The 23,245-nt window shown below is 66.7% G+C and carries 23 protein-coding genes; 10 read left to right on the top strand and 13 right to left on the bottom strand.

Annotated elements, in window-relative coordinates:
• Positions 1 to 110 precede the first annotated feature (110 nt).
• The gene (locus NL2_RS01240) at positions 111 to 461 is read left to right on the top strand and encodes a hypothetical protein (RefSeq protein WP_068070824.1); all 351 of its coding nucleotides are present in this window, start codon (positions 111 to 113) and stop codon (positions 459 to 461) included.
• A gap of 141 nt (positions 462 to 602) precedes the next feature.
• On the opposite strand, the gene NL2_RS01235 is transcribed toward NL2_RS01240, so the two are convergent.
• Positions 603 to 1,535, bottom strand: a complete 933-nt coding sequence (locus NL2_RS01235) for an L-threonylcarbamoyladenylate synthase (RefSeq protein WP_245647516.1) — start codon at positions 1,533 to 1,535, stop codon at positions 603 to 605.
• Between the two features lie 73 nt (positions 1,536 to 1,608).
• Here NL2_RS01235 and NL2_RS01230 point away from each other — a divergent pair, with 73 nt between their 5' ends.
• The gene (locus NL2_RS01230) at positions 1,609 to 3,336 is read left to right on the top strand and encodes an acyl-CoA dehydrogenase family protein (protein WP_068070822.1); all 1,728 of its coding nucleotides are present in this window, start codon (positions 1,609 to 1,611) and stop codon (positions 3,334 to 3,336) included.
• On the top strand, positions 3,333 to 4,166 hold the full coding sequence (locus tag NL2_RS01225) for an ATP-binding protein (protein ID WP_068070820.1): 834 nt from the start codon (positions 3,333 to 3,335) through the stop codon (positions 4,164 to 4,166). Before NL2_RS01230 ends, NL2_RS01225 begins: the two co-directional genes overlap by 4 nt.
• A 57-nt stretch (positions 4,167 to 4,223) precedes the next feature.
• On the opposite strand, the gene NL2_RS01220 is transcribed toward NL2_RS01225, so the two are convergent.
• Complete coding sequence (locus tag NL2_RS01220) at positions 4,224 to 5,681, bottom strand: PQQ-dependent sugar dehydrogenase (protein WP_068070818.1); 1,458 nt, start codon at positions 5,679 to 5,681, stop codon at positions 4,224 to 4,226.
• A gap of 141 nt (positions 5,682 to 5,822) precedes the next feature.
• On the opposite strand from NL2_RS01220, the gene NL2_RS01215 reads away from it, so the two are divergent.
• Positions 5,823 to 6,305 (top strand): free L-methionine (R)-S-oxide reductase MsrC, encoded by a 483-nt coding sequence (locus NL2_RS01215; RefSeq protein WP_068070816.1) that lies wholly within the window; start codon positions 5,823 to 5,825, stop codon positions 6,303 to 6,305.
• Positions 6,306 to 6,451: 146 nt separating this feature from the next.
• Positions 6,452 to 7,081, top strand: a complete 630-nt coding sequence (locus NL2_RS01210) for a glycine zipper 2TM domain-containing protein (protein ID WP_068070814.1) — start codon at positions 6,452 to 6,454, stop codon at positions 7,079 to 7,081.
• A 61-nt stretch (positions 7,082 to 7,142) separates the two neighbouring features.
• Here the strand turns inward: NL2_RS01210 and NL2_RS01205 are convergent, their stop codons facing one another.
• From NL2_RS01205 to NL2_RS01175, 7 genes are all read right to left on the bottom strand, one after another.
• Positions 7,143 to 8,297, bottom strand: coding sequence for an acyl-CoA dehydrogenase family protein (locus tag NL2_RS01205; protein WP_068070813.1), 1,155 nt, complete (start codon positions 8,295 to 8,297; stop codon positions 7,143 to 7,145).
• 170 nt (positions 8,298 to 8,467) lie between these two features.
• Entirely contained in the window at positions 8,468 to 9,436 is a 969-nt protein-coding gene (locus NL2_RS01200) for a ParB/RepB/Spo0J family partition protein (protein WP_068070811.1), read from the bottom strand.
• On the bottom strand, positions 9,433 to 10,209 hold the full coding sequence (locus NL2_RS01195) for a ParA family protein (RefSeq protein ID WP_068070810.1): 777 nt from the start codon (positions 10,207 to 10,209) through the stop codon (positions 9,433 to 9,435). Before NL2_RS01195 ends, NL2_RS01200 begins: the two co-directional genes overlap by 4 nt.
• The gene (rsmG, locus tag NL2_RS01190; protein ID WP_068070809.1) at positions 10,206 to 10,907 is read right to left on the bottom strand and encodes a 16S rRNA (guanine(527)-N(7))-methyltransferase RsmG; all 702 of its coding nucleotides are present in this window, start codon (positions 10,905 to 10,907) and stop codon (positions 10,206 to 10,208) included. Before rsmG ends, NL2_RS01195 begins: the two co-directional genes overlap by 4 nt.
• The gene (mnmG, locus tag NL2_RS01185; protein WP_068070975.1) at positions 10,904 to 12,754 is read right to left on the bottom strand and encodes a tRNA uridine-5-carboxymethylaminomethyl(34) synthesis enzyme MnmG; all 1,851 of its coding nucleotides are present in this window, start codon (positions 12,752 to 12,754) and stop codon (positions 10,904 to 10,906) included. Before mnmG ends, rsmG begins: the two co-directional genes overlap by 4 nt.
• A 222-nt stretch (positions 12,755 to 12,976) precedes the next feature.
• Complete coding sequence (gene mnmE, locus NL2_RS01180) at positions 12,977 to 14,281, bottom strand: tRNA uridine-5-carboxymethylaminomethyl(34) synthesis GTPase MnmE (protein ID WP_068070807.1); 1,305 nt, start codon at positions 14,279 to 14,281, stop codon at positions 12,977 to 12,979.
• A gap of 32 nt (positions 14,282 to 14,313) precedes the next feature.
• Complete coding sequence (locus tag NL2_RS01175) at positions 14,314 to 14,580, bottom strand: DUF6489 family protein (protein ID WP_174522573.1); 267 nt, start codon at positions 14,578 to 14,580, stop codon at positions 14,314 to 14,316.
• 121 nt (positions 14,581 to 14,701) lie between these two features.
• Here NL2_RS01175 and NL2_RS01170 point away from each other — a divergent pair, with 121 nt between their 5' ends.
• The 4 genes from NL2_RS01170 to NL2_RS01155 all read left to right on the top strand — a co-directional run bounded on the left by NL2_RS01170 (position 14,702) and on the right by NL2_RS01155 (position 18,107).
• A complete protein-coding gene (locus NL2_RS01170) occupies positions 14,702 to 15,400 on the top strand; it encodes a dienelactone hydrolase family protein (RefSeq protein WP_068070805.1) in 699 nt (232 codons plus the stop codon).
• A gap of 7 nt (positions 15,401 to 15,407) precedes the next feature.
• Positions 15,408 to 17,027, top strand: coding sequence for an FMN-binding glutamate synthase family protein (locus NL2_RS01165; RefSeq protein ID WP_068070803.1), 1,620 nt, complete (start codon positions 15,408 to 15,410; stop codon positions 17,025 to 17,027).
• Positions 17,028 to 17,054: 27 nt separating this feature from the next.
• Positions 17,055 to 17,441 (top strand): nuclear transport factor 2 family protein, encoded by a 387-nt coding sequence (locus NL2_RS01160; RefSeq protein ID WP_068070801.1) that lies wholly within the window; start codon positions 17,055 to 17,057, stop codon positions 17,439 to 17,441.
• Positions 17,442 to 17,537: 96 nt separating this feature from the next.
• On the top strand, positions 17,538 to 18,107 hold the full coding sequence (locus NL2_RS01155) for a DUF805 domain-containing protein (protein ID WP_084355763.1): 570 nt from the start codon (positions 17,538 to 17,540) through the stop codon (positions 18,105 to 18,107).
• Between the two features lie 350 nt (positions 18,108 to 18,457).
• On the opposite strand, the gene rho is transcribed toward NL2_RS01155, so the two are convergent.
• The 4 genes from rho to hemE all read right to left on the bottom strand — a co-directional run bounded on the left by rho (position 18,458) and on the right by hemE (position 22,040).
• Positions 18,458 to 19,714, bottom strand: coding sequence for a transcription termination factor Rho (gene rho, locus NL2_RS01150; RefSeq protein WP_068070799.1), 1,257 nt, complete (start codon positions 19,712 to 19,714; stop codon positions 18,458 to 18,460).
• 274 nt (positions 19,715 to 19,988) lie between these two features.
• Positions 19,989 to 20,345 carry a hypothetical protein gene (locus NL2_RS01145; protein WP_068070795.1) on the bottom strand — a complete coding sequence of 119 codons (357 nt, stop codon included), beginning with the start codon at positions 20,343 to 20,345 and terminating at the stop codon, positions 19,989 to 19,991.
• A 65-nt stretch (positions 20,346 to 20,410) separates the two neighbouring features.
• A complete protein-coding gene (locus NL2_RS01140) occupies positions 20,411 to 20,854 on the bottom strand; it encodes a CopD family protein (RefSeq protein ID WP_068070793.1) in 444 nt (147 codons plus the stop codon).
• Positions 20,855 to 21,014: 160 nt separating this feature from the next.
• Positions 21,015 to 22,040, bottom strand: coding sequence for a uroporphyrinogen decarboxylase (gene hemE, locus NL2_RS01135; protein ID WP_068070969.1), 1,026 nt, complete (start codon positions 22,038 to 22,040; stop codon positions 21,015 to 21,017).
• Between the two features lie 341 nt (positions 22,041 to 22,381).
• Here hemE and NL2_RS01130 point away from each other — a divergent pair, with 341 nt between their 5' ends.
• Entirely contained in the window at positions 22,382 to 23,227 is an 846-nt protein-coding gene (locus NL2_RS01130) for a pyruvate, water dikinase regulatory protein (protein ID WP_068070791.1), read from the top strand.
• Positions 23,228 to 23,245 lie beyond the last annotated feature (18 nt).

Genomic DNA, 23,245 nt, shown 5'->3' with positions numbered 1-23,245 from the left:
CGCCCGCCTCCCTGCCAGCCCGATTGACTACGCCCGATTCACCGTAGCGCAATCCTTCGCGGCTATGACGGGTGGGCCGACCGCCCGTTCCGAAGCGAGGGATTGCCGCGATGATTCGTTCGACCGTGCTCGCCGTCGCTTCAGGCGCTGCCGCGCTGCTGCTGTCGGGTTGCGTCAGTTCGGCGGTCAGCCTGGTGACGCTGCCGGTGCATGCCGCCAGCAAGACCGTTGGAGTGGTCGGCGGCACTTATGATCACCTGACCACCAGCCAGGCCGAATCCGACCAGAAGCGCGGACGCGAAGTCCGCCGCCGCGAGGAGCGCTATGGCGCGCTCGACCGCCAGTATCGCAAGGCCAGCAACAAGTGCCGCGACGGCAACCGCTCGGCCTGCGCGGAATCCGAGGAACTGCGCGACCAGATGGCGCAAATGTCGCCCTCGGTGCCGTACGAGCCGCGCTGAACATCAATAAATTTGTCGTCTCCCGCTCATCCCGAACGAAGTCGCGGGATGCCGGCTCAAGGTCACCGGTTGCGCCATACGTCTCGACAGGAGCGGTGGTTGGTTGGACCAAGCAACAGCCGTCGCGCTCCACCGCCAACTTCAGGCCGCCGCCCGCCCCAGCCGGTCGTTGATCGCGATGCCGATGCCCTCGGCGGGGATCGGTGCCACGGCAATGCGCGGCTGCGCGGCATCGGCGGCAAGGTGGAGACAGGCGTAAAGCCGCGCCGCCGCCTGCGCCAGATCGCCCGCCGTCGATAGCGAGACGTGGCCCGCCACACCGCCGAAGCCGATGAGAAATTCATCGGCATCGGCCCGCGTCGCATCCAGCCTCACCGGTTTGCCCGGCGCATAGTGGCTCGCGAGCTGGCCGGGAGCCTCGATCGACGCTTCCCCGCCCGCAACTGCCCCAGCGTCAGGCCGCGTGCCAATCACCTCCGCGAGTTGCGTCTCCCCGATCGGACCGGGCCGCAGGATCGACCAGCCACCGCCGGGCCGCACCGCGACGATGGTCGATTCGATGCCTTGCGCCGTCTCCCCGTCATCAAGCACCAGCCCCACCCGGTCGCCGAGCGAAGCGATCACGTGCGCGGCGCTGGTCGGGCTGACCCCGCCGCTGCGATTGGCCGACGGCGCCGCCAGCGGCAGTCCGCATTCGCGCAGCAGCGCCTGCATCACGGCATGCGCCGGGCAACGCAGCGCCACGGTGGGCAACCCAGCGCTCACGGCCGCAGCCAGCGGCGCAGCGGCCCGGCGCGGCAGCACCATGGTCAGCGCGCCGGGCCAGAATACCGCCGCCAGCGCGCGCGCCGTGCCGTCGAACAGGGCCAGCCGTTCGGCCGCGGCGAGATCGGGCACATGCACGATCAGCGGATTGAAATCGGGGCGGCCCTTGGCGCGGTAAATCTCCGCCACCGCCGCATCGCTGTCAGCCCGCGCGGCGAGCCCGTAGACCGTCTCGGTGGGCACCGCGACCGTACCCCCCGCCGCGATGATACGCACCGCAGCGGCGATCCCGTCTGCGCTTGCAGGCATGACATTCTCGGGCTTTGTCGCGGGCATGGCTTGCCGCTATAGCGCGCGGCGAGCACTGCCAAGGAAAACGTACATGGACTTCACGCCGCCCACCGCAGACCAGGTCCTTGCCATGCGCGTGTGCGCCGGCATCGACGATCTGGCGCAGAACGAGCGCTTTGCCGCCGCGACGCCGGATATGGTGGCGGCCATCGCCGAAGGGATCGGCGCGCTGGCGGCGGGCGAATTCGCCCCGCTCAACCGCATCGGCGACAAGCAGGGAGCGCTGCTGGCCAATGGCGTGGTCACGCTGCCCGACGGTTTCGCGCAAGCGTACCACCAGTTCGTCGAACAAGGCTGGGGCTCCATCGCCGGGCCGGTCGACTTCGGCGGACAGGGCCTGCCGTTCACGCTGGCGACATGCGTGCTCGAAACGCTGGGCGCGGCCAACATGGGCTTCACTTTGCTGCCGATGCTGACCGTCGGCGCGATCGAGGCGATCGCCCACCATGGCAGTGCCGACCAGAAGGCCAGCTATCTGCCCAAGCTGATCACGGGCGAATGGTCGGGCACGATGAACCTGACCGAACCGCAGGCGGGCAGCGACGTCGGCGCCTTGCGCACCACCGCGACGCCGATCACGGACGGGCCGCACGCGGGCAAGTACCGCGTTGCCGGCACCAAGATTTTCATCACCTTCGGCGAGCACGACCTTGCCGGCAACATCGTCCACCTCGTGCTGGCGCGCACGCCCGGCGCGCCTGCGGGATCGCGCGGCATTTCGTTGTTCATCGTGCCCAAGTACCTGCTCATGGCCGATGGCTCCCCGGGCCCGCGCAACGACCTGCGCTGCGTCTCGATCGAGCACAAGCTGGGCATCAACGCCTCGCCCACGTGCGTGATGAGCTATGGCGACGGCAGCGGCGGGGGTGACTGCATCGGCGAGCTGATCGGGCACGAGAACGAGGGCCTGAAGGCGATGTTCACGATGATGAACTCGGCACGGATCAACGTCGGCAGCCAGGGCGTGCAGATTGCCGAGCGGGCGTTGCAACAGGCGCAGGCGTTCGCGCGCGACCGTGTGCAGTCGCCGCGCGCCGGATCGGCCGACAAGGCGTCGGTGCCGATTGCCGAGCACCCCGATGTGCGGCGCATGCTGCTGCGGATGCGCGCGCTGACCGAAGGATCGCGGGCGTTGCTGTACTACACCGCAGGCCAAGTCGATCGCGGCTCGCTCGGTGACGCGGCGGCACAAATGCGCGCCGAAACGCTGGTGCCGATGCTGAAGGCGTGGGGCACGGACATTGGCTGCGAAGTCGCCAGCCTGGGCATCCAGATTCACGGCGGCATGGGCTTCATCGAGGAAACCGGCGCGGCGCAGCATTATCGCGATGCGCGGATCGCCCCGATCTATGAAGGCACCAACGGCATCCAGGCGGCCGATCTGGTCACGCGCAAGCTGGGGTTCGACAACGGCGGCGTGCTGCAGGCGTTGCTGGGCGATGTGATCGCTGCCGCCCGCGATGTGCCGCAGCTGGCGCAACTGGCGCAGGATTGCGCGGCGGTTGGCCGGTGGATGTCGGAAAGTGCCTCGCTCGACGATCGGCTGGCGGGCGCGGTGCCGTTCACCACGATGTGCGCGGTGGCGGTGGCGGGATGGCAGTTGCTGCGGCAGGCGCAGGCGAGCGACAGTCCGACCAAGCAGGTCGTGGCGCGGTTCTTCAACGAGCAGATCGCGCCCGAGGCGCGCGGCCTGTCCAACTCGGCCATGGCGGGCGCGGCGCTGCTTTACGAACTCGACGCGGCCGCGCTGACCGCATGAGCGACGCCGTGCCCGATCAGGGCGATCCGCTGGCGCGGATCGCAGCTGCGCTCGAACGGATCGCGCCACCGCCGGTGGCTCCGGTCGATTGGCTGGCCCACCCGGCCTATGTCTGGGACGGAAGTTCCGCGCGGGGCGTGGCCCGGCTCGATGCGCCGCCGCTGGCACTGATGCAGGGCATCGCGGCGCAGAAGCAGTCCGTCGCGGAGAACGTGACGCGGCTCGCCAGCGGTGCCGCGGCGCATGACATGCTGCTGTGGGGCGCGCGCGGCATGGGCAAGTCGGCGCTGCTGCGCGCGGCGATCGTGGCCGCGCAAGCCGAAGCTCCGGGCAGCATCGCGCTGGTGCAGGCGGTGCCCGAAGCGGGGCTGGCCCGGCTGTTCTCCACGCTGGGCACAGTCGATCGCCGCTTCCTGGTGTTCCTCGACGATCTGGGTTTCGACGCGGGCGATTCGACGACGGCGCGCGCCTTGCGCAGCTGGCTGGAGGGCGGCGTCGAAGCCCGCCCCGCCAACGTGCGGCTTGCGGTCACATCGAACCGCCGCGCCATCGTCGAACGCCACGCGAGCGAACAGGACGATCCGATCAACCCGCGCGATGCGGTGGATGACCGGTTGGCGCTGGCCGACCGGTTCGGCCTGTCGCTGGGGTTCCACAACTGCAGCCAGGACGATTACCTGACGATCATCACCGGGTATGCGACGCACCATGGCCTGTCGTGGGACGAACCGGCCGCGCTCGAATGGTCGAAACGGCGCGGCGCGCGATCGGGCCGCGTCGCGTGGCAGTTCGTCAACGAACTGGCGGGACGCGCCGGGCGCAGCCTGTAGAGTTTGGTCCATTGGCGTGGAGCGCGGCACCGTGCCGACGATAGTCGGAAAAGATGTCTATTGCTGGCCCTTGAGCAAGTCCGAATCCGGCGCGGGCGCAGCGATCGTGCCATGGAGCTTGGGCTGGACCGGCGCGCGATCGGACTTGGTCGGCACGATCGAGGGTGCGGGAACCGCGCCGGGCGCCACCACGCGCCAGATCACCCCGCCGACATCATCGCTGACCAGCAGTGCGCCGTCGCGCGCGAAACCGACCCACGTCGGGCGGCCATGCGCCGCGCCATCCTTGGTGAGGAACCCGGTGAGCACCGGAACCGGCGGCGCGGGCAGGGCATTGCCGAGGTGGTCGAAGCCGACGAACACGACGTCGTAGCCCGACAGCGGCCTGCGGTTCCACGATCCGTGCCGGGCGATGAACGCGCCGCTGGCAAAGCGCGGGCCCATCACGTTGCCGCCGCGCGAAAACGCCAGGCCGAGCGCGGCGACGTGTGCGCCAAGGCCGTATTCGGGCTTGCGCGTATATTCGGTGAAGAATTCGGGGATCGGCGCACTGACCCGGTCGTCGAGGTGGTTCTTCCAGTACACCCACGGCCAGCCGTACTGCACGCCCGACGGCACGTTGGTGAGGTAATCGGGCACGAGGTCCGACCCCAGCATGTCGCGTTCGTTGACCGTGGTCCACAGCTCGCCGCTGTTGGGATTCCAGTCGAGCCCGTTGGGATTGCGCAGCCCCGCCGCATATTCGCGTGAGCGCTTCTTGGCGAAATCGTACTCGAAGATCGCGGCGCGGCCCTTTTCCTGCTCGATGCCGTTTTCGGCGTGATCCGTGCCGGAGCCGATGGTGACGTAAAGCAGCGTGCCCTCGGGGTTCAACAGCAGGTTGCGCGCCCAGTGGCGGCCCGCCCCGGGCAGGTCCATCAGCTTTTCCGGTGTGCCCGACAGCGTGGTGTCGCCCAGCGCATAAGGAAACGACAGCACCGCATCGGTGTTGGCGACGTACAGCCGCCCGTCGCGCCAGGCCATGCCGAACGGGGAATGGAGCGCCGGGTTGCTCAGCACGAAGCGCTGTTCGGCCACGCCATCACCGTTGGCATCGCGCAGCAACACCAGCTTGTTGGGCGAGACGCCGCCCGCGCCGACCTTCTTCATCAGGTACTTCTCGACCATCCCGGTGATCCCGCTGGCACCACTGGCCGGGCCGTTGGTTTCGGCGGCCAGCACATCGCCATTGGGCAGGGTGAGGATGGTGCGCGGATGCTCCAGCCCGTCGGCAAACCGCGTGACCGTCAGGCCTTGTGCGGCAACCGGCGCCTCGCCCGCCTGCCAGCCGATCGGATCGGCCGTACCGACCGTCGGGATGGTCTGTGCATCGGGATCGACCAGCACCGGTTTAGGCCCGCTGGTTTCGGCGAGCGTTTGCTGCGCCGCATCGCCGCGCAGCAGGAACGCCATGATCGCCACGAACGCGATGATGGCCACGAATATCGAGAGCAGGGTCTTGCGAAGCTTGGTCATCGGGCGAACGTAGGAAGATGGCGGGCCGTCGGCAATGGTGCTTGCAAAATGTTGCGCGGCGCGCGGGTGTCCGCCGTGGCTAGCGGCACCATGGGGCAGCCCGGCTTCGACTTTGCGGCGCCGGGCGGCTAGGGTGGCGCGATGTACACATTCGCCCCCACCACCGGCCAGCCCAAACCCGAACTGTACCGCGAACTGGCGCAAGCCGCTGCCGCGATCACCGAAGGCGAACCCGATGCGGTAGCCAACATGGCCAACGTCGCGGCGCTGCTGGGACAGTTCGTCCCGCAGCTCAACTGGGCGGGATTCTACCGCCTGATCGGCGACGAGCTGGTGCTCGGGCCATTCGTCGGCAAGCCGGCGTGCATCCGCATTGCGCTCGGCGCAGGCGTGTGTGGCGCCGCTGCGGCGAGCGGGGAAACCCAGCTGGTGCGCGATGTCCATGCGTTTGAAGGCCACATCGCCTGCGATGCGGACAGCGCATCGGAACTGGTGGTGCCGGTGGTGCAAGGCGCCCGGGTCATCGCGGTCATCGATCTCGACAGTCCGGAGCTGGCGCGGTTCGACGCCGACGATGCGGCGGGGATCGAGGCGCTTGCTGCGATCATCGCCACGCGGATCTGACCACCCGCGCGATAGCTGCCTCGAATCGGGACACCCCGCCAACAGACCGGTCGGAACCATGGATAGGCGCGCCTTGCGATGCTAAACGGCGGGTTAACGTCTGGTGGCGATCCGTTTGCGCACCACGGCCATTCAGGGGATTGTCCATGTCGCGTCTGTCACCCGTCCCATCCGCCGCAGCTGCCATTCTGGCGCTTGCGCTGGCCCTGCCCGCCGCTCCCGCGCTGGCGCACGACGGCCACTACCAGCCGTCGGTGCTCGACCAGGCCGGCCCCGGCCAATGGGCCGCCGGCGGTCCGGCAGTGAACGAAGACTATGAACGCGCGCGCGAAGGCTGGCTGGCCGATTGTCGCGACCGCATGGGCGAAGGCCGCCACCACCGGCGCGGACTGATCGGCGCGCTGATCGGCGGCACCGTCGGCGGTGTGGTCGGCAACCGGCTGGCCGACGACAACCGCGTGCTCGGAACCGTGGCCGGCGCCGCTGTCGGCGCGGTGGCCGGTGGCGTCATCGACCGCACGGTCAGCGCCTCGCATCGCCGCGAACGCTCGGATTACTGCGAGGATTACCTCGATCGCTACACCGGCTACGGGCCCGGCTACCGCGACCAGGGCTATGCGCCGCAGCCCGTCGTCCAGCAGCAGACGCCGTGCGTCGAGACGACGACCACGACCGTGGAATACGTCACGACCCCCGGCCGCTGGCGCACGATCAAGCGCCGCCCGCCGGTGCGCCACAAGCGCGTGCACGACAAGCGCGTCTACATCGGCAGCTGAATGCGTCGCGCGGTGCCGGGCCAAACGTGGGACCGCGCCCCCACCTTCAACCTGCGCCAGCTTATAGCTTGCGCCCGATCAGCTCTTTCATGATCTCATTGGTGCCACCGAAGATCCGCATGACGCGCGCCCCGCGCCAGGCCCGCGCGATGGCATATTCGTTCATGTAGCCCGCCCCGCCGTGAAGCTGCAGGCACTTGTCCATCACTTCCCACTGCATTTCGGTGTGCCACAGCTTGGCGGCGGCGCCTTCCTCAGGCGTCAGTTCCTTCTTCAGGTGACGCGCCAGCGCCCAGTCGAGGTGCGCCCAGCCGACCTGCAGCTTCGACTTGAGATCGGCCAGGGTGAAGCGGGTGTTCTGGAAATCGAGCACCGGCTTGCCGAACGCCTTGCGCTCGCGCGTGAATTCCACGGTATCGTCGAACGCCCGCTGCGCCGAAGCTTGCGCGCTGACCGCGATCGACAAGCGCTCCTGCGGCAGTTCGCTCATCAGGTAGATGAAGCCCTTGCCCTCTTCGCCGAGGCAGTTGGTGATCGGCACGCGCACGTCGTTGAAGAACAGTTCGGACGTGTCCGCCTCGTCCTGCCCGATCTTGTCGAGATTGCGACCCTTTGAAAAGCCTTCGCGATCGGCTTCGACCAGCACGATCGAAACGCCTTTCCACTGCGGCTCGATCTCGGTGTCGGTCTTGACGCACACCAGCACCAGATCGGCGTTCTGGCCGTTGGTGATATAGGTTTTCGAACCATTGATGACGTAGTGGTTGCCATCCTTGCGCGCCGTTGTGCGCATGCCCTGAAGGTCGGACCCGGTGCCGGGCTCGGTCATGGCGATGGCGGTCACCACCTCGCCCGAGACCATCCTGGGCAGCCATTCGCGCTTCTGTTCTTCCGAGCCGTAGCTGATCAAGTAGTTGACCACGATGTCGGACTGCAGCGAAAACCCGGTGGCGACGCGCCCGTTGTAGGCGCTTTCTTCATCGACGATCGCGTTGTAGCCGAAATCGAGGCCAAGTCCGCCGTACTCTTCCGGAACCGTCGGGCACAGCAGGCCCAGTTCGCCGGCCTTGGGCCACATCGCCTTGGGCACGATGCCCGCGTCGCCCCATTCCGCGGCGTGCGTAGCGATTTCCTCCTGCATGAAGCGCCGCACGGTCTGGCGAAACGCCTCATGATCCTCGGTGTAGGCAGTCCGCGACAGCGCATCCATCGACATCGGGTTCTCTCCGGTCCGTTTTCATTGATGCGATGGGATAGGCCGGGCCGGGCGCCGTGGTCAACGACCAATTTAACCGATCGATTAAATTGGTCGAGCCGCGTTCACTGAGGATGTCATGACGTCAAAAATCTAAAGAAGTATATTTATGTTACAGTGCTTTACTGAACTCAAATCCCGCCGCCGGTGAGGCGCTGACAGATCAGGTCGAGCTGATCGAGCGTCTTGTAGCGGATCGAAACCGTGCCGGTGCGCGGATCGGTATCGGCATGGATCGACACCTTGAGGCCGAGGAATTCCTCGAGATGCGCCTGGACCGCCGCGATATCGGCGGCGTCGGACGGATCGCGTTCCGCCCGCGCGCGGCGTTGCGCCGGTTCGCCGCGCGTGGCCCGCTTGGCCAGGCGTTCGGCGTCGCGCACCGACAGGCCCTTATCGGCGATCTCGTGCGCCAGCGGACCGGGATCGGGCAGGCTGGCCAGCGCGCGGGCATGGCCCATCGACAGCCGATCGGTCTCGACCAGTTGCAGCACGTCTTCGGGCAGACTGAGCAAGCGCATCAGGTTGGCGACGTGGCTGCGCGACTTGTCGACGAACTGCGCGATCTCGGCCTGGGTCAGGCCGTCGTCGGCCGACAGCCGCTGATAGGCGCGCGCCTCCTCGACCGGGTTGAGATCCTCGCGCTGGAGGTTTTCGATCAGCGCCAGCGCGGTCACTTCGCGATCGTCGAGCTTGCGGACGATTGCCGGGATTTCATGGATGCGGGCGCGCTGGGCGGCCCGCCAGCGCCGCTCGCCTGCTACCAGCTGATACCGGTCGCGACCGAGCGGACGCACGATGATCGGCTGGATCACGCCCCGGGCCGCGATCGAACGCGCCAGATCATCCAGCGCGGCCTCATCGAAATGGCGCCGCGGCTGATCAGGGTGCGGCTCGATCTCGGATATCGGCAACATCGCGATGGCGCCGTCGCGTGGTGACGCGCCCGTTGCCGCATCCGGATCGCTGCGAACCAGCAGTTCCTCGCGGCGCGTGTCGCCCATCAACGCGCCCAGCCCGCGACCCAGCGCCGACCGCTTGGGCGCTGCCGCCGCCTTGGTCTGGACCTGCTCCTCAGGCGGTGTCACTGCGCCACTCATGCCGCTTTCCTCTGCTGGGGCAGGCGCGCGATCAGTTCGCGGGCCAGCTTGATATAGGCCTGCGACCCGGCGCAGGTGTGATCGTAGACCAGCGCGGGCAGCCCGTGGCTCGGTGCTTCGGACAGGCGCACGTTGCGCGGGATCACCGATTCGAACACCAGTTCGCGCAGGCAGGACCGAACATCGTCGGCGACCTGGTCGGTCAGGCGGTTGCGGCGGTCGAACATGGTCAGCACGATGCCGACAATGCCAAGGTCCGGATTGAACCGCTGCTGCACGCGCTCCACCGTCTTGAGCAACTGGCTCAACCCCTCCAGCGCAAAGAACTCGCACTGCAGCGGGACCAGCAGAGTATCGGCGGCGGTCAGCGAATTGAGCGTCAGCAGCCCGAGCGACGGCGGGCAGTCGATCAGGCAGATGTCATGGCCGGCATCCTGCGCCAGCGCGGCGCGCAACCGGCCGGTACGATCCTCGACGCTGACGAGCTCGACTTCGGCGCCGGACAGGTCGACCGTGGCGGGCACGATGTCCAGACCGGGGATGCGCGTCGGCATCGCGCATTCGGCGATCGTCGCTTGGTCGATCAGCAAGTCGTAAGACGACCGCTCGCGGGCTTCGGCGGGTATGCCGATGCCGGTGGAGGCGTTACCCTGCGGATCGAGATCGATCAGCAGCACCTTCCACCCGGTGGCCGCCAGCGCGGTGGCGACGTTGATGGCGGTGGTGGTCTTGCCCACCCCGCCCTTCTGGTTGGCGACCGCGATCGTGATCATCTGCGCAGACCTTCTTCGCTATGGTTGCCCGTATGCGCCGCCGTTGATCGGGGTACCGGCAGGGTGGCGGGCAGTGTGCCGACAACGATTCCCGCCGCCGGATCGGTCAGCGATTGTTCCACGTGGAACATGTGGCGCCATGTGGAATTGAGCATGTGCAGTTCATGGTGCGCCTTGGCCCCCTTCGGCAACAACCAAGTGGTCGCCGGTGTGGAAAAACGTGCGGATAGCGTCAGCAGTTTGTCCAAAGGCGCAAAGGCACGCGCCGAGATCACGCTGAACTGACGAGGCGGCAGGTCCTCGACCCGGCTCAACACGACCTCGACGTTGCTAAGCCCCAGCGCCGCCGCCGCGCGCGACAACCACTCGGTGCGCAGTTTGCGCGAATCGACCAAAGTCATCCGCCGCGCGGGATCGAGCGCGGCGATGACCAGCCCCGGAAACCCCGCCCCGCTGCCGAGGTCAAGCCAGTCGCCCTCAACCTCAGCCGGTGTTCCACGTGGAACACACAACAGCTGCGCTGAATCGGCGATATGCCGCTGCCAGACATGCGCAAGGCTCCCGCGCGACACCAGATTCTGTCGCTCGTTCTCCTCGATGAGCATAGTCACCAGCTGCGACAGCCGTGCCATCGCTGCGGAATCGATTCCCAGCCCCTCCACCAGCCACGCCCGGGCCGCGTCCTCGCTGTCGATCATGCCGCGCGCCGTCGGGCGTGGACGAGCAGGCTGGCCAGCGCCGCCGGAGTGATGCCCGCGATCCGCCCCGCCGCCGCCAGGCTCTCGGGCCGCGCCTTGCTCAACCGATCGACCATCTCGTTCGAAAGGCCGGGTATCTCCGCATACGGAAAATCCGCCGCCAACCGCACACCGTCGCTCGCGCGCAATTCGCGCAGTTCGGCGTCCTGCCGCGCAAGATAGGGCGCGTATGTCGCGTCCTCGCCCAGCTCCTCGACCAGCGCGGCATCGTCCGGCAACGCCTCACCCAACCATGGGGCGAGCGCGGAAAGTTCGATCCCGGGAAAGCGCAGCCATTCCATCAACGGCCGCCGCGAACCGTCCTCGCGCACGGGCAGCCCGGCGCGAACCAGATCGTTGACCGATACCGGCTCCGCCAACGCACGTTCAGCGGCATCGCGTTGCGCCGACCGCGCCCCAAACCACGCGCGGCGCTTCTCGCCCACGCACCCGGCGGCGATCGCCAGCGGGGTCAACCGCGTCGAGGCGTTGTTGGCGCGCAGCCGCAGGCGGTACTCGGCGCGCGCCGTCAACATGCGATAGGGCTCGCTCACCCCGTGCAGCGTCAGGTCGTCCACCATCACCGCCATGTAGCTGCTCGCGCGATCGAGCGGCGCGGGTTCGCGCCCCAGCACCACAGCGGCGGCATTCATCCCGGCGACCAGCCCTTGCGCTGCGGCTTCCTCGTACCCGGTGGTGCCATTGATCTGGCCCGCGCAATACAGGCCCGGCAACACCCGCACCGCCAGGCTGCTGTCCAGCGCGCGCGGATCGATATGGTCGTATTCCACCGCATAGCCCGGCACGGTGATCTCCACGCGTTCCAGCCCGGCGATGCTGCGCATCATCGCCAGCTGCACGTCGGCGGGCAGCGAGGTGCTGACCCCGTTAGGATAGACCGTGGCATCGTCGAGCCCTTCCGGCTCCAGAAAAATCTGGTGCCCGTCGCGATCGCCGAACCGGTGGATCTTGTCCTCGATCGACGGGCAATAGCGCGGCCCTTGCGCGCCGATCGCGCCGGTGAACAATGGCGAACGATCGAGCGCGCCGCGCACGATATCGTGGGTCCGGGCGTTGGTGCGCGCGATGGCACAGAACACTTGCGGCAGTTCGCGCCGCTGGTTGAGCGGCGACATCGTCCACGGATCGGCATCGCTCGGCTGTTCGGGCAGCGCCGCCCAGTCGATCGTGCGTCCGTCGAGCCGCGGCGGCGTGCCGGTCTTAAGCCGCGCCATCGGTAGCGCGGCATCGTCGCGCAACTGCGTGGCCAGCCGGTGCGCCGCACTCTCGCCGATGCGCCCGCCGGTCATGCGCTCCTCGCCGCGAAACAACCGGCCGCCCAGGAACGTGCCGGTGCACAGCACCACCGCACCCGCGACCAGCACCGTGCCATCGGCCAGGTCGATGCCGGTGACCGCCCCGCCCTGCATCCGCAACGCCACCGCTTCACCGCCGACAATTTCGAGATTGGCCTGCGCGCTCAGCATCCGCTGGATCGCGGCACGGAACAACCGGCGGTCGGCCTGCACGCGCGGCCCCTGCACCGCGCTCCCCTTGGAGCGGTTGAGCATGCGGTAATGGATGGCGGCGGCATCGGCGGCGCGCGCGATCAGTCCGTCGAACGCATCGACCTCGCGCACCAGGTGGCCCTTGCCCAGCCCGCCGATCGCCGGGTTGCAACTCATCGCGCCGATCGCGGCGGGATCGAAACTGACCAGCGCGGTGCGCGCACCCATCCGCGCCGCCACCGCCGCCGCCTCGCACCCGGCATGACCGCCGCCGATCACAATGACATCGAATTTCCGCATGATCCGTCGCCGATACAGGATCGCGGGATTCTGGTCAAAAGGGGTGTAGGCGTCTTGATGTTCCACGTGGAACAATTGGGGTAGTCCTTGCCCGTTCAATTCCACTCCACTCCCGCTCATGTCGAGCGAAGTCGAGACACGTCGCGCCACACGCTAACTTGAGTGCGGATCCCCCGACTTCGCTCGGGATGAGTGGGGGAAGTGTGACGAATCAGCGGGCATTCACTTCCCGATGCAGAACCGTCCGAACAGCGCATCGAGCATGTCCTCCGTGCCCGTTCGCCCGACCAGCTGGTCCAATCCGCGGCGGGCGAGGCGCAAGTGTTCGGCGGCGAGCAACGGGTCGGTCTGGCGCGCGGCATCGGTCAGCGCCTGCGTTGCTTCGTCCAGCAAGCGGTGCTGGCGCGCGTTGAGCGCCAGCGCGCCGGGCGCGGGCAACGCCGCACGCGCCCGTTTCACCAGCGCGGCGCGCAAGGCGTCGATGCCCTCGCCGGTGCGAGCCGAGACGCGGAACGATGGCGCGGCCTTGCCGTGCGCGCCCGGGCGATCGCACTGCGCGGCGATTTCCCACAGTGGTGCGCCCAGTGGCCCCTCCCATTCCGGGCCGAGCCACAGCACGAGGTCGGCGCGTTCCGCCGCCGCGCGGGCGCGGGCAATGCCGATGCGCTCGATCTCGCCCGCGCCGTCGTCGCGCAAGCCGGCGGTATCGACGAAGCTGAACGGCACGCCTGCGATCGCCACCGCCTGCACCAGCACGTCGCGCGTGGTGCCGGGTTCGGCGGCGGTGATGGCCGCGTCGGATTCGATCAAGGCATTGAAAAGGGTGGATTTCCCAGCGTTCGGGGGGCCTGCCAGCACCACGCGGAAGCCTTCGCGCAACGGTTCGGCGCGCGGGCGGTCGAGGAACTCCTGCCATTCCTGCGCCAACGCACCGCAGTCTTCGCCAAAGCCCTTGGGCAAGTCCGCGCCGACATCGTCATCGTCTGAGAAATCGAGCGCCGCTTCCATCCGTGCCGACAGGCCGAGCAGCGCGGTGCGCCAGTGTTCGATCGTGCGCGAAAACTGGCCGTCGGCCATGGCCAGCGCGCTGCGGCGTTGCAGTTCGGTTTCGGCGGAGAGCAGGTCGGCCAGCCCTTCGGCCTCGGCCAGGTCGATCCGCCCGTTGCCGAACGCGCGGCGGGTGAATTCGCCCGGCTCGGCGCGACGCAGGCCGGGCTGGCGGGCCAGCGCGCGCTCGACCGCCGCGATTACCGCGCGGCCGCCGTGCAAGTGCAGTTCGGCGCAATCCTCGCCCGTGGCAGTCCTGGGGCCGGGTAGCCACAACACCAGCGCGGAATCGAGCGGCATGTGGTCGTGCGGATCGGTCAGCGTCGCCAATGTTGCGCGGCGCGACTTGGGCAGGCGACCGGCCAGCGCGCGCAGTGCGGCGCCGGCTTGCGGCCCGCTGACGCGGATCACCGCGATCCCGGCGGGCGGCCCTCCCGACGACAGGGCGAATATGGTGTGGGCGAACAGGGTTTCAGCCATCGCCGCCGGTTAGCGCAGCGCGGGCCGCAACGTCAGTCCTTTTTCTTGCCGGCGTTGGCGAAGCCGGCCATCGCCGCGCCCGCGCCCTGTTCGATGAAGTTCTGGAACAGCTTCATCCCGATCTCGCCCATCGGCGCGATCTTCTTGGCGTAATCCTGCAGCTGATCGACGCTGGAAACGCCCTTCATCGCGTTGGACAGGGCATCGACATAGACATCGTTGGCTTTCGACACGTCGGGCAGGCCCATGAAGCGGCGGGCTTCCTCGGGGGTGCATTCGATCTCGACATTCACTTTCATGGCGCGCTCTCCCGGGGGTGAAAAACCCTGCTTCCGCAGACTGTCACGAGGCCTTGGCAAAGTCCACGGGCAGGGCCAAGGTTCCCATCGACCAACGACAACCACGCAGAGGACGACCGACATGGGTGAAACCACCACGATTGCCGCGCTGAACGCAGAGGGCCGGATCCCGGTCTACGTTGCCCGGCCCGCCGCCGCACCGCGTGCCGCGATCATTGTCATCCCCGAAATCTTCGGCGTCAACGCCGGCATCCGCGCCAAGTGCGATGACTGGGCCGCGCAAGGCTATCTCGCGCTGGCGCCCGACATCTTCTGGCGGTTCGCGCCCGGCGTCGAGCTCGATCCCGACGTGCCCGAGCAGTTGCAGGAAGGATTCGGCTATTTCGGCCAGTTCGATGCCGACCTCGGCGTGCAGGATATCGAGGCGGCGATCCACTGGCTGCGCCGCGAGCAGGGCGTGGCCAAAGTCGGTTGCGTCGGGTTCTGCCTGGGCGGGCGGCTGGCCTACATGGCGGCGGCGCGCACCGACATCAGCGCGTCGGTCGGCTATTACGGGGTGATGATCGACCAGATGTTGAACGAAAGCCACGCGATCGCGCACCCGCTGATGCTGCACGTGCCCATGGCCGACCATCTCGTCGGTGCCGAAGCGCAGGCGGCAATGCACGCCGGGCTCGATCCGCTGCCCAAGGTGACGCTGCACGACTACCCCGGGCTCGACCACGGCTTTGCCGCGACCGGCGGCAACCGCCGCGATGCTGCGGGCGCCGCGCTGGCCGATGGCCGCACCGCCGCGTTCTTTGCCGAAAACCTGGGCTGACCGAACCATGATCCCCACCGCCAAGCTGCACGATTCCGCTGGCCTGCTCACGCGCTTTGCGGTGCCGCTGCTGCTGCTTGTCCTGGCGGGGTGGGCGGTGATCGAGCCGCCGGCGCGGTGGGCCCTGCTGGTGCTGGTGCCGCTGCTGGCGATCGCGGTGCTCGATTTCTTCCAGACGCACCACACGCTGCGGCGCAACTATCCGCTGCTGGCGCGGGTGCGCTGGATCATGGAGGATCTGCGCCCGTTCGCGCGCGCCTATATCGTCGAGGGCGATCTCGACGGGCGGCCGTTCAACCATGACGAGCGCGCGCTGGTCTATGCCCGCGCCAAGGGTGCGCTCGATGCACACCCGTTCGGCACCGAACTGGACGTCTATTCGGACGAGTACGACTGGCTCGCCCATTCGATCGCCCCCAACGCCGCTGCGCCCGAGCAATGGCGGCTGCGCATCGGCAACGACCAGTGCGCGCAGCCGTACGACTCCGCGCTGCTCAACATTTCGGCGATGAGCTTCGGCGCGCTGTCGGCCAACGCGATCATGGCGCTGAACAACGGCGCCAGGCAGGGCGGGTTCGCCCACGACACCGGCGAGGGTGGCCTGTCACGCCATCACCGTACCTTCGGCGGCGACCTGATCTGGGAACTGGGCAGCGGCTATTTCGGCGCCTGCGTCGAAGGCGGCACGTTCGATGCCGGGCGCTTTGCCGAAACCGCGAGCATCGACCAGGTCAAGATGGTCGAGATCAAGCTGAGCCAGGGCGCCAAGCCGGGCCACGGCGGCGTGCTGCCCGGCGCCAAGGTCACCGCCGAAATCGCCGAGGCGCGCGGCGTGACCATCGGCAAGGACTGCATCTCCCCGCCCGCGCACTCGGCGTTCTCGACCCCGCGCGGGATGATCGAATGGGCGGCGCAATTGCGTGAACTGTCGGGCGGCAAGCCGGTGGGCATCAAGCTGTGCATCGGCCAGCGCCATGAATTCCTCGCCATCTGCAAGGCGATGCTGGAAACCGGGATCACGCTCGATTTCGTCGTGATCGACGGGGCGGAAGGCGGCACCGGCGCGGCGCCGGTCGAACTGTCCAACTCGGTCGGCACCCCCTTGCGCGAAGGGCTGATCTTCGCGCGCAACGCGCTGGTCGGCACCGGGCTGAAGGACAAGGTCAAGCTGGGCGCGTCGGGCAAAGTCCATTCGGGCGCGGGGATGGCGATGAACTTCGCGCTCGGCGCGGACTGGTGCAACGCCGCGCGCGGCTTCATGTTCGCGCTGGGCTGTGTGCAGTCGATGAAGTGCCACACCGATACCTGCCCCACCGGCGTCGCCACGCAGGATCCCACGCGCCAGCGCGGGCTGGTGGTGCCCGACAAAGCCGCGCGCGTCGCCAGCTTCCAGAAGCACACGCTGATGGGCCTGCGCGAGATCGTGGTCGCCATGGGCCTCGACAACCCGTGGCAGATCGCGCCGCATCACCTGATGCAACGGCTGAACTCGGCGCGATCGAACCCGGTCGACCGGATCTACAGCTTCCTCGAACCCGGCGCGCTGCTCGCCGACGCACACAGCACCAGCCTGGGCCGCGACTGGGCGATGGCGCAAACCGGCAGCTTCCGGCCCGCCGCCGTGTAACGAGGCCGCCTTGCAAGGAGAACGAGCATGAACCTTGGTCTTGCCGCCTGGCACCGCGCGATGACCGCGGGCTGTCCCGAGGACCTGCTGCGCGAACTGGTGGCAGAGGACGCGGTGTTTCACTCGCCCGTGGTGCACACCCCGCAAGTGGGGCGCGACAAAGTGGTGATGTACCTCGGCGCGGCGGGTCGGGTGTTTGCCGACAGCAGCTTTACCTACGTGCGCGAACTGGTCGACGGCGCGGAATGCTGCCTCGAATTCACCGCGACGATTGACGGCGTGACGCTCAACGGCATCGACCTGATCCGCTTCGACCTCGAAGGCCGGATCGTCGACTTCAAGGTCATGGTGCGGCCGATTCAGGCAATCAACCTGCTGTGGCAGAAGATGGCGGTGGCGCTGGAGGATACATGATGGGGGTGGGGGGGAAGCGGCAACTATGGTGTTATCAAAAGGTTGACGAGATCATGTGGTGATAGCAAACTTGCCTTTGCAACAGAGGGATAGAGCATGTCAGCAACCGTGAAGCTCGGAGAACATTTCAAGAAGTTGTTAGATTTTACGGGCCGCGAGGACCGTGCAAGCTTTTGGCCTTACGCGGCCGTCGCGTTTGGCATCACCATCGCGGCAGGAATGATTATCTTGGCGCCCATGATGGTACATACGATGCAGGCGATGCAGGAATTTGCCGTCCAACACCCAGATCAAGCAACGGTGATCAGCGGACCTGGGCAATACTCAATCTCAGTCCAAGGTAACCACCCTGAGTTTATGCCTGCCGGTTCGATAGCGCTTTTCCTGGCCGTTACCTTCGGCATGGCAATTTTGCTCTTTGCAGCAGCCGTGGTTCGAAGACTCCGTGATCGAGGAAAGTCGGGCTTTTGGGGACTGATGCCCATTCCCTTTATAATCTATTCCTCGGTCGAGATGCCGCGAATGTTTGCTACTGTAGCCACTGGGGTCTCCCCCGATATGCCGCTGTTTTTATCCATCTTCTTCAGCAACCTGCTTTACTTGGCCACCTTGATCGGGTTGATCGCGTTGCTCGCTGGATCGAGCGAGCCAGCCCAAAACCGTTGACCCAGGCATCGCGAGCGACGCCGTCGTCCTACAATGCTCCGTCACTTTTCACCCGTCATCCTGAACTTGTTTCAGGATCCATTTTTCCGCTCGCACCGCCGGTTCCGGCTGCACGATGGATGCTGAAACGAGTTCAGCAAGATGGGTGAAGGCGAGATTGGCTTGCGTTCTTCGACAGGCTCAGGACGAGCGGGTGTGGGGAGATGGGTGAGCGGCGCTCATTGTCTGGGCTGAGTGTGTAATCACCGCCCTCGCCCACCCTCCAAAACCCCAGCAAAAAGGCCACCCGGAACTGCTCCCGGATGGCCTCTTGAACGCTCGCGATCCGCGCCCTGCACCTGTGGGTACCCTTACTGGTTCATCGTCGCGAAGAAGTCTTCGTTGGTCTTGGAATCCTTCATCTTGTCGAGCAGGAATTCCATCGAATCGATCGTGCCCATCTGCATGAGGATGCGGCGCAGCACCCACATCTTGGCGAGCTTGTCCTTTTCGACCAGCAGTTCCTCCTTGCGCGTGCCCGACTTGCCCACGTCGAGCGCGGGGAAGATGCGCTTGTCGGCGACCTTGCGGTCGAGCACGATTTCCGAGTTGCCGGTGCCCTTGAACTCTTCGAAGATCACCTCGTCCATGCGGCTGCCGGTATCGATCAGCGCGGTGGCGATGATCGAGAGGCTGCCGCCTTCCTCGATGTTGCGTGCCGCGCCGAAGAAGCGCTTGGGGCGTTGCAGGGCGTTGGCATCGACGCCGCCGGTCAGCACTTTGCCCGATGACGGAACGACGGTGTTGTACGCGCGGCCGAGGCGCGTGATCGAATCGAGCAGGATCACCACGTCGCGCTTGTGCTCGACCAGCCGCTTGGCCTTTTCGATGACCATTTCGGCGACTTGTACGTGGCGCGTGGCGGGTTCGTCGAAAGTCGAGGAAATGACCTCGCCCTTCACGCTGCGCTGCATGTCGGTGACTTCCTCGGGCCGCTCGTCGACCAGCAGCACCAGCAGGAACACTTCGGGATGGTTATCGGTGATCGCCTTGGCGATGTTCTGCAGCAGCACGGTCTTGCCGGTGCGCGGCGGGGCGACGATCAGCGCGCGCTGGCCCTTGCCCTGGGGGCTGATGATGTCGATCACCCGCGCCGACTTGTCCTTGACCGTGGGATCGAGCGTGTCGAGGTTCAGCTTGCTGTCGGGATAGAGCGGGGTCAGGTTGTCGAAGTTCACGCGGTGGCGCACCGCCTCGGGATCATCGAAGTTGACCTTGATCAACTTGGTCAGCGCGAAATAGCGTTCGCCATCCTTGGGCGCGCGGATTTCGCCTTCCACGGTGTCACCCGTGCGCAGGCCGAACTTGCGGACCTGGTTGGGCGAGACATAGATGTCGTCGGGGCCGGCGAGGTAATTCGCCTCGGGGCTGCGCAGGAAGCCGAAGCCGTCGGACAGAACCTCGATCGTGCCGATGCCGAGGATTTCCTCGCCGTCTTCCGCCACTTCCTTGAGAATGGCGAACATCAGGTCCTGGCGGCGCAGCGTGCTGGCGCCTTCGACGCCCAGTTCCTCGGCCATTTCGACCAGCGCGGCGGGGGTGGTTTTCTTGAGTTCTTTGAGATGCATGATTCTGGTTTTTCCGAAATCGTAGGGAGCTGGCCGGCGCGCAGGGTTGCTGCGAGGTCATGGGGCTTGGAGAAAGCAGACCCGGCGGTCGCGAACAAGGCGGCCGCTCGTCACCGGAAGGGACGGTGTCAGAAGACAGCTGCGAAATAGGACGTCGGGGCCGCGCCGTCAATCCGGCGCCGTCCCGCATTCGTGCCACACGGTATTCGCTGCGGCCAAACCGGGAGTTGGTCCACCCGGCCCCCCCGCATCCCGGTTACTTGCGCCACCCGGCTTACTTGGCGGGCTGGCCGATCGCCGACATCGCCTTGCCAATCTTGTCGAGCTCGCTGCCGCGCTGCGAAAGTTCCTTGCCGCAGCGCTCGCCATCCTTGGGCAGCTGGTCCTTGAGATAGGCCTCGTCGGACAGCAGCGCCACCAGGTGACCTTCCAGATCGTAACCGGGCGCGCGCGCATCGATCCGGCCGAGGTAATACATGAACGCGGCGATCGTGCCGGCCTGGTCCTTGTCCGTCGAATTGCCGGCGGCGGCCGCAAACAGGGCGATGCACGCGACATCCTGCGCATTGGCGGCATCGACGGGCGTGGCCGGCGCGGCCATCGTGGCGGCAAGCAAGGGCAGGATCAGCATCGCGGGGCAGGCTCCATCAACGAGGGTCTGGGTCGGAAAGGGTTGGGGTCGGAAAAGGTTGGGGATCAAAACGGCTTGAGCACGACCAGTATCACGATCAGCGCCGCAGCGATGCCCGGAACTTCGTTGACCAGCCGCAAACGCTTGCCGTCAAACTTGCGCACCCCCTGCGCCAGCGCAGTGGCATAGGACGCCAGCCAGACATGGTAGCCGGTGAGCACGAGCACCAGCACCAGCTTGGCATGGAACCAGCCCTGCGAAAACGCCCCGCTGCTGATCGCCAGCGCCAGCCCCAGCAGCCACACCACCACCAGCGACGGCCACAGGATGATCTTCAGCAGCTTGGCCTCGCGATCGATCCACACCGCGTTTTCGGGCGAATCGGGCGCGGCTTCCTGATGGTAGACGAAGAAGCGCGGGAGCATGAACAGCCCGGCCATCCAGAAGATCACGAAGATGATGTGCCCGGCCTTGAGCCAGAGGTAGAGCATCGCAAGCACCTGTAGCATGATGGGGGTTTAGCGCGGTGTGGCGGCTTTCGGTAGAGGCTGGATTACGCGATTTCCAGCCGGATATTCCGTCACCCCTGGCTCGACCCGGGACCGCTGGCCGTATGCGGTTTCCCGCCAGCGGTCCCGGATCACGTCCGGGACGACGTTTTTTCCAGCCTCACGCCCGCCAGTTGCGCACCACGCCCAGCAAGTGCTCGACATGCGCCACCGGCGTGAACTGGCCGATGCCATGGCCCAGGTTGAACACGTGCGGCCGGTCGGCAAAGCAGTCGAGAATCGCGCGGGTGCGGTCGGACAGCTCCTCCCCGCCCGCCAGCAGCAGCAGCGGATCGAGGTTGCCCTGCACCGGCAGCCCGGCGGGCAACGCCTTGGCCGCCCATTTCGGATCGATCGTCTCGTCGATGCCGACCGCATCGACCTTGGTGCCTTGGACATAGGCCACCAGCTTTTCGCCCGCGCCCTTGGGAAATCCGATCACCGGGACTTGCGGATAGCGCGCCTTGATCGCGGCGGTGATCGCTGCGTTGGGCGCGATCACCCAGCGATCGAATTCGACGGGCGCAAGCGTGCCGGCCCAGCTGTCGAACAGCTGCACCGCCTCGGCGCCCGCCTCGATCTGGCCGGCGAGGTATTCGATCGTCACGGCGGTGATCGCGTCGATGATGGCGGCAAACGCGCCCGGGTCGCGATAGGCCATGGCGCGGGTGTCGGCCTGGTCGCGGCTGCCCTCGCCTGCGACCATGTACGTCGCCACGGTCCATGGGCTGCCCGCAAAGCCCAGCAGGGTCCTGTCAGGGGACAGCTGCGCGCGAACCTGCCGTACGGTGTCATAGATCGGCGCGAGGCGCTCAGGCATGGCCCTGAGGGCAATCAGCGCGGTATCCAGCAGCCGGGGCGAGAGGCGCGGGCCTTCGCCTGCGACGAACGACAGGTTCTGCCCCATCGCGTACGGCACGATCAGGATGTCCGAAAACAGGATCGCGCCGTCGAAGCCGAAGCGCCGGATCGGCTGGAGGGTGATCTCCGCCGCTGCCGGGGCATCGTAGACCAGTTCGAGGAAACCGCCCTTTTCGGCGCGCAAGGCGCGGTACTCGGGCAGATAGCGCCCGGCCTGGCGCATGAGCCAGACGGGACGGGAAGCAAGGTTTTCACCGCGCAGCGTGCGGAGCAGGGGGCCGGGCATCGATCGGTCCATTCCAATAGAATCTATTAAAAGAGAATCTTGATGTTGGAGTCTGTTGGGCTGTGGATAGTGGGGATGGCGCGCCTCTGCCCGATTTGTGCCGGGCGGACCAGTGCAAATCAGGCCGCGACTCTGTGGCCTGCGGGGTCAAGCCGAAGTTGTCCCCACTGTCCCCGGCTTGTGGGAAACTCTATCCACCTGTCCATAACCGGCGCATGAATGTGCCGTAAGGGGGCATGGAATCGGCGGTTGAACTTGTCCGCGGTTTCCTCCCGTGGTTTATCGGATGCTTGTCCACAGCACTGTCCCGGGAGCAATTCCGGGCCTACGGAAGGGGCTTCATGCAGCGGCTGCACCTCCATCTCCTGTCCGATTCCACCGGCGAAACGCTGGAAATGATCGCCAAGGCCGCGCTCGCGCAGTTCGAGGATGCCGACGTGGTCCGCCACTTCTGGCCGATGGTCCGCTCCCAGCAACATCTCGACCGGATCATGGGCGAGATCGCCGCCAATCCTGGGCTGGTGCTCTATACGCTGGTCAACGCCGAAACGCGCCAGCGGCTGGAACAGCGCTGCGTGGCGCTGGGCCTGCCGATCGTGCCGGCACTGGATGCGGTGACCGATGCGCTGCAGCAGCAGCTGGGCCAGCAGGCGCGCGGCCGTCCGGGGCGCCAGCACGCGATGGACGAGGCCTATTTCGCGCGGGTCGACGCGATTCAGTTCACCATCGCGCACGACGATGGCGTCGGCTGGGAGAACTGGGAGGAAGCCGACATCCTGCTGGCGGGCGTCTCGCGCAGTTCCAAGACCCCGACCTCGATCTATCTCGCCAATCGCGGCTACAAGGTGGCCAACATCCCGATCGTGGTGGAAAGCCCGCCGCCGCAATCGCTGTATTCGGTGCGGCGGCCGATGGTGGTGGGGCTGACCACCGCGCCCGAACGGCTGATCCAGGTGCGGCGCAACCGCCTGCTGTCGCTCAACCAGGCGCCCGAAACCGCGTATGTCGATGCCGAGCATGTCGCGCGCGAAGTGCAGTATGCAAGGCGGATGTTCGCGGATAACGGCTGGCCGGTGATCGACGTGTCGCGTCGCTCGATCGAGGAAACCGCCGCCGCCGTGATCAATTTGTACAACGAACGCCAGGCTGCCGGGGCCGATATGGCACCGGGCGCGAAGCCGATATGAAAGCGCCGCCATGCTGAT

This window comes from Novosphingobium lentum NBRC 107847 (assembly GCF_001590965.1).
GTDB lineage: Bacteria > Pseudomonadota > Alphaproteobacteria > Sphingomonadales > Sphingomonadaceae > Novosphingobium > Novosphingobium lentum.
Note: the sequence above shows the minus strand (reverse complement) of the source record. Positions and strands in the feature narration are given on the sequence as shown.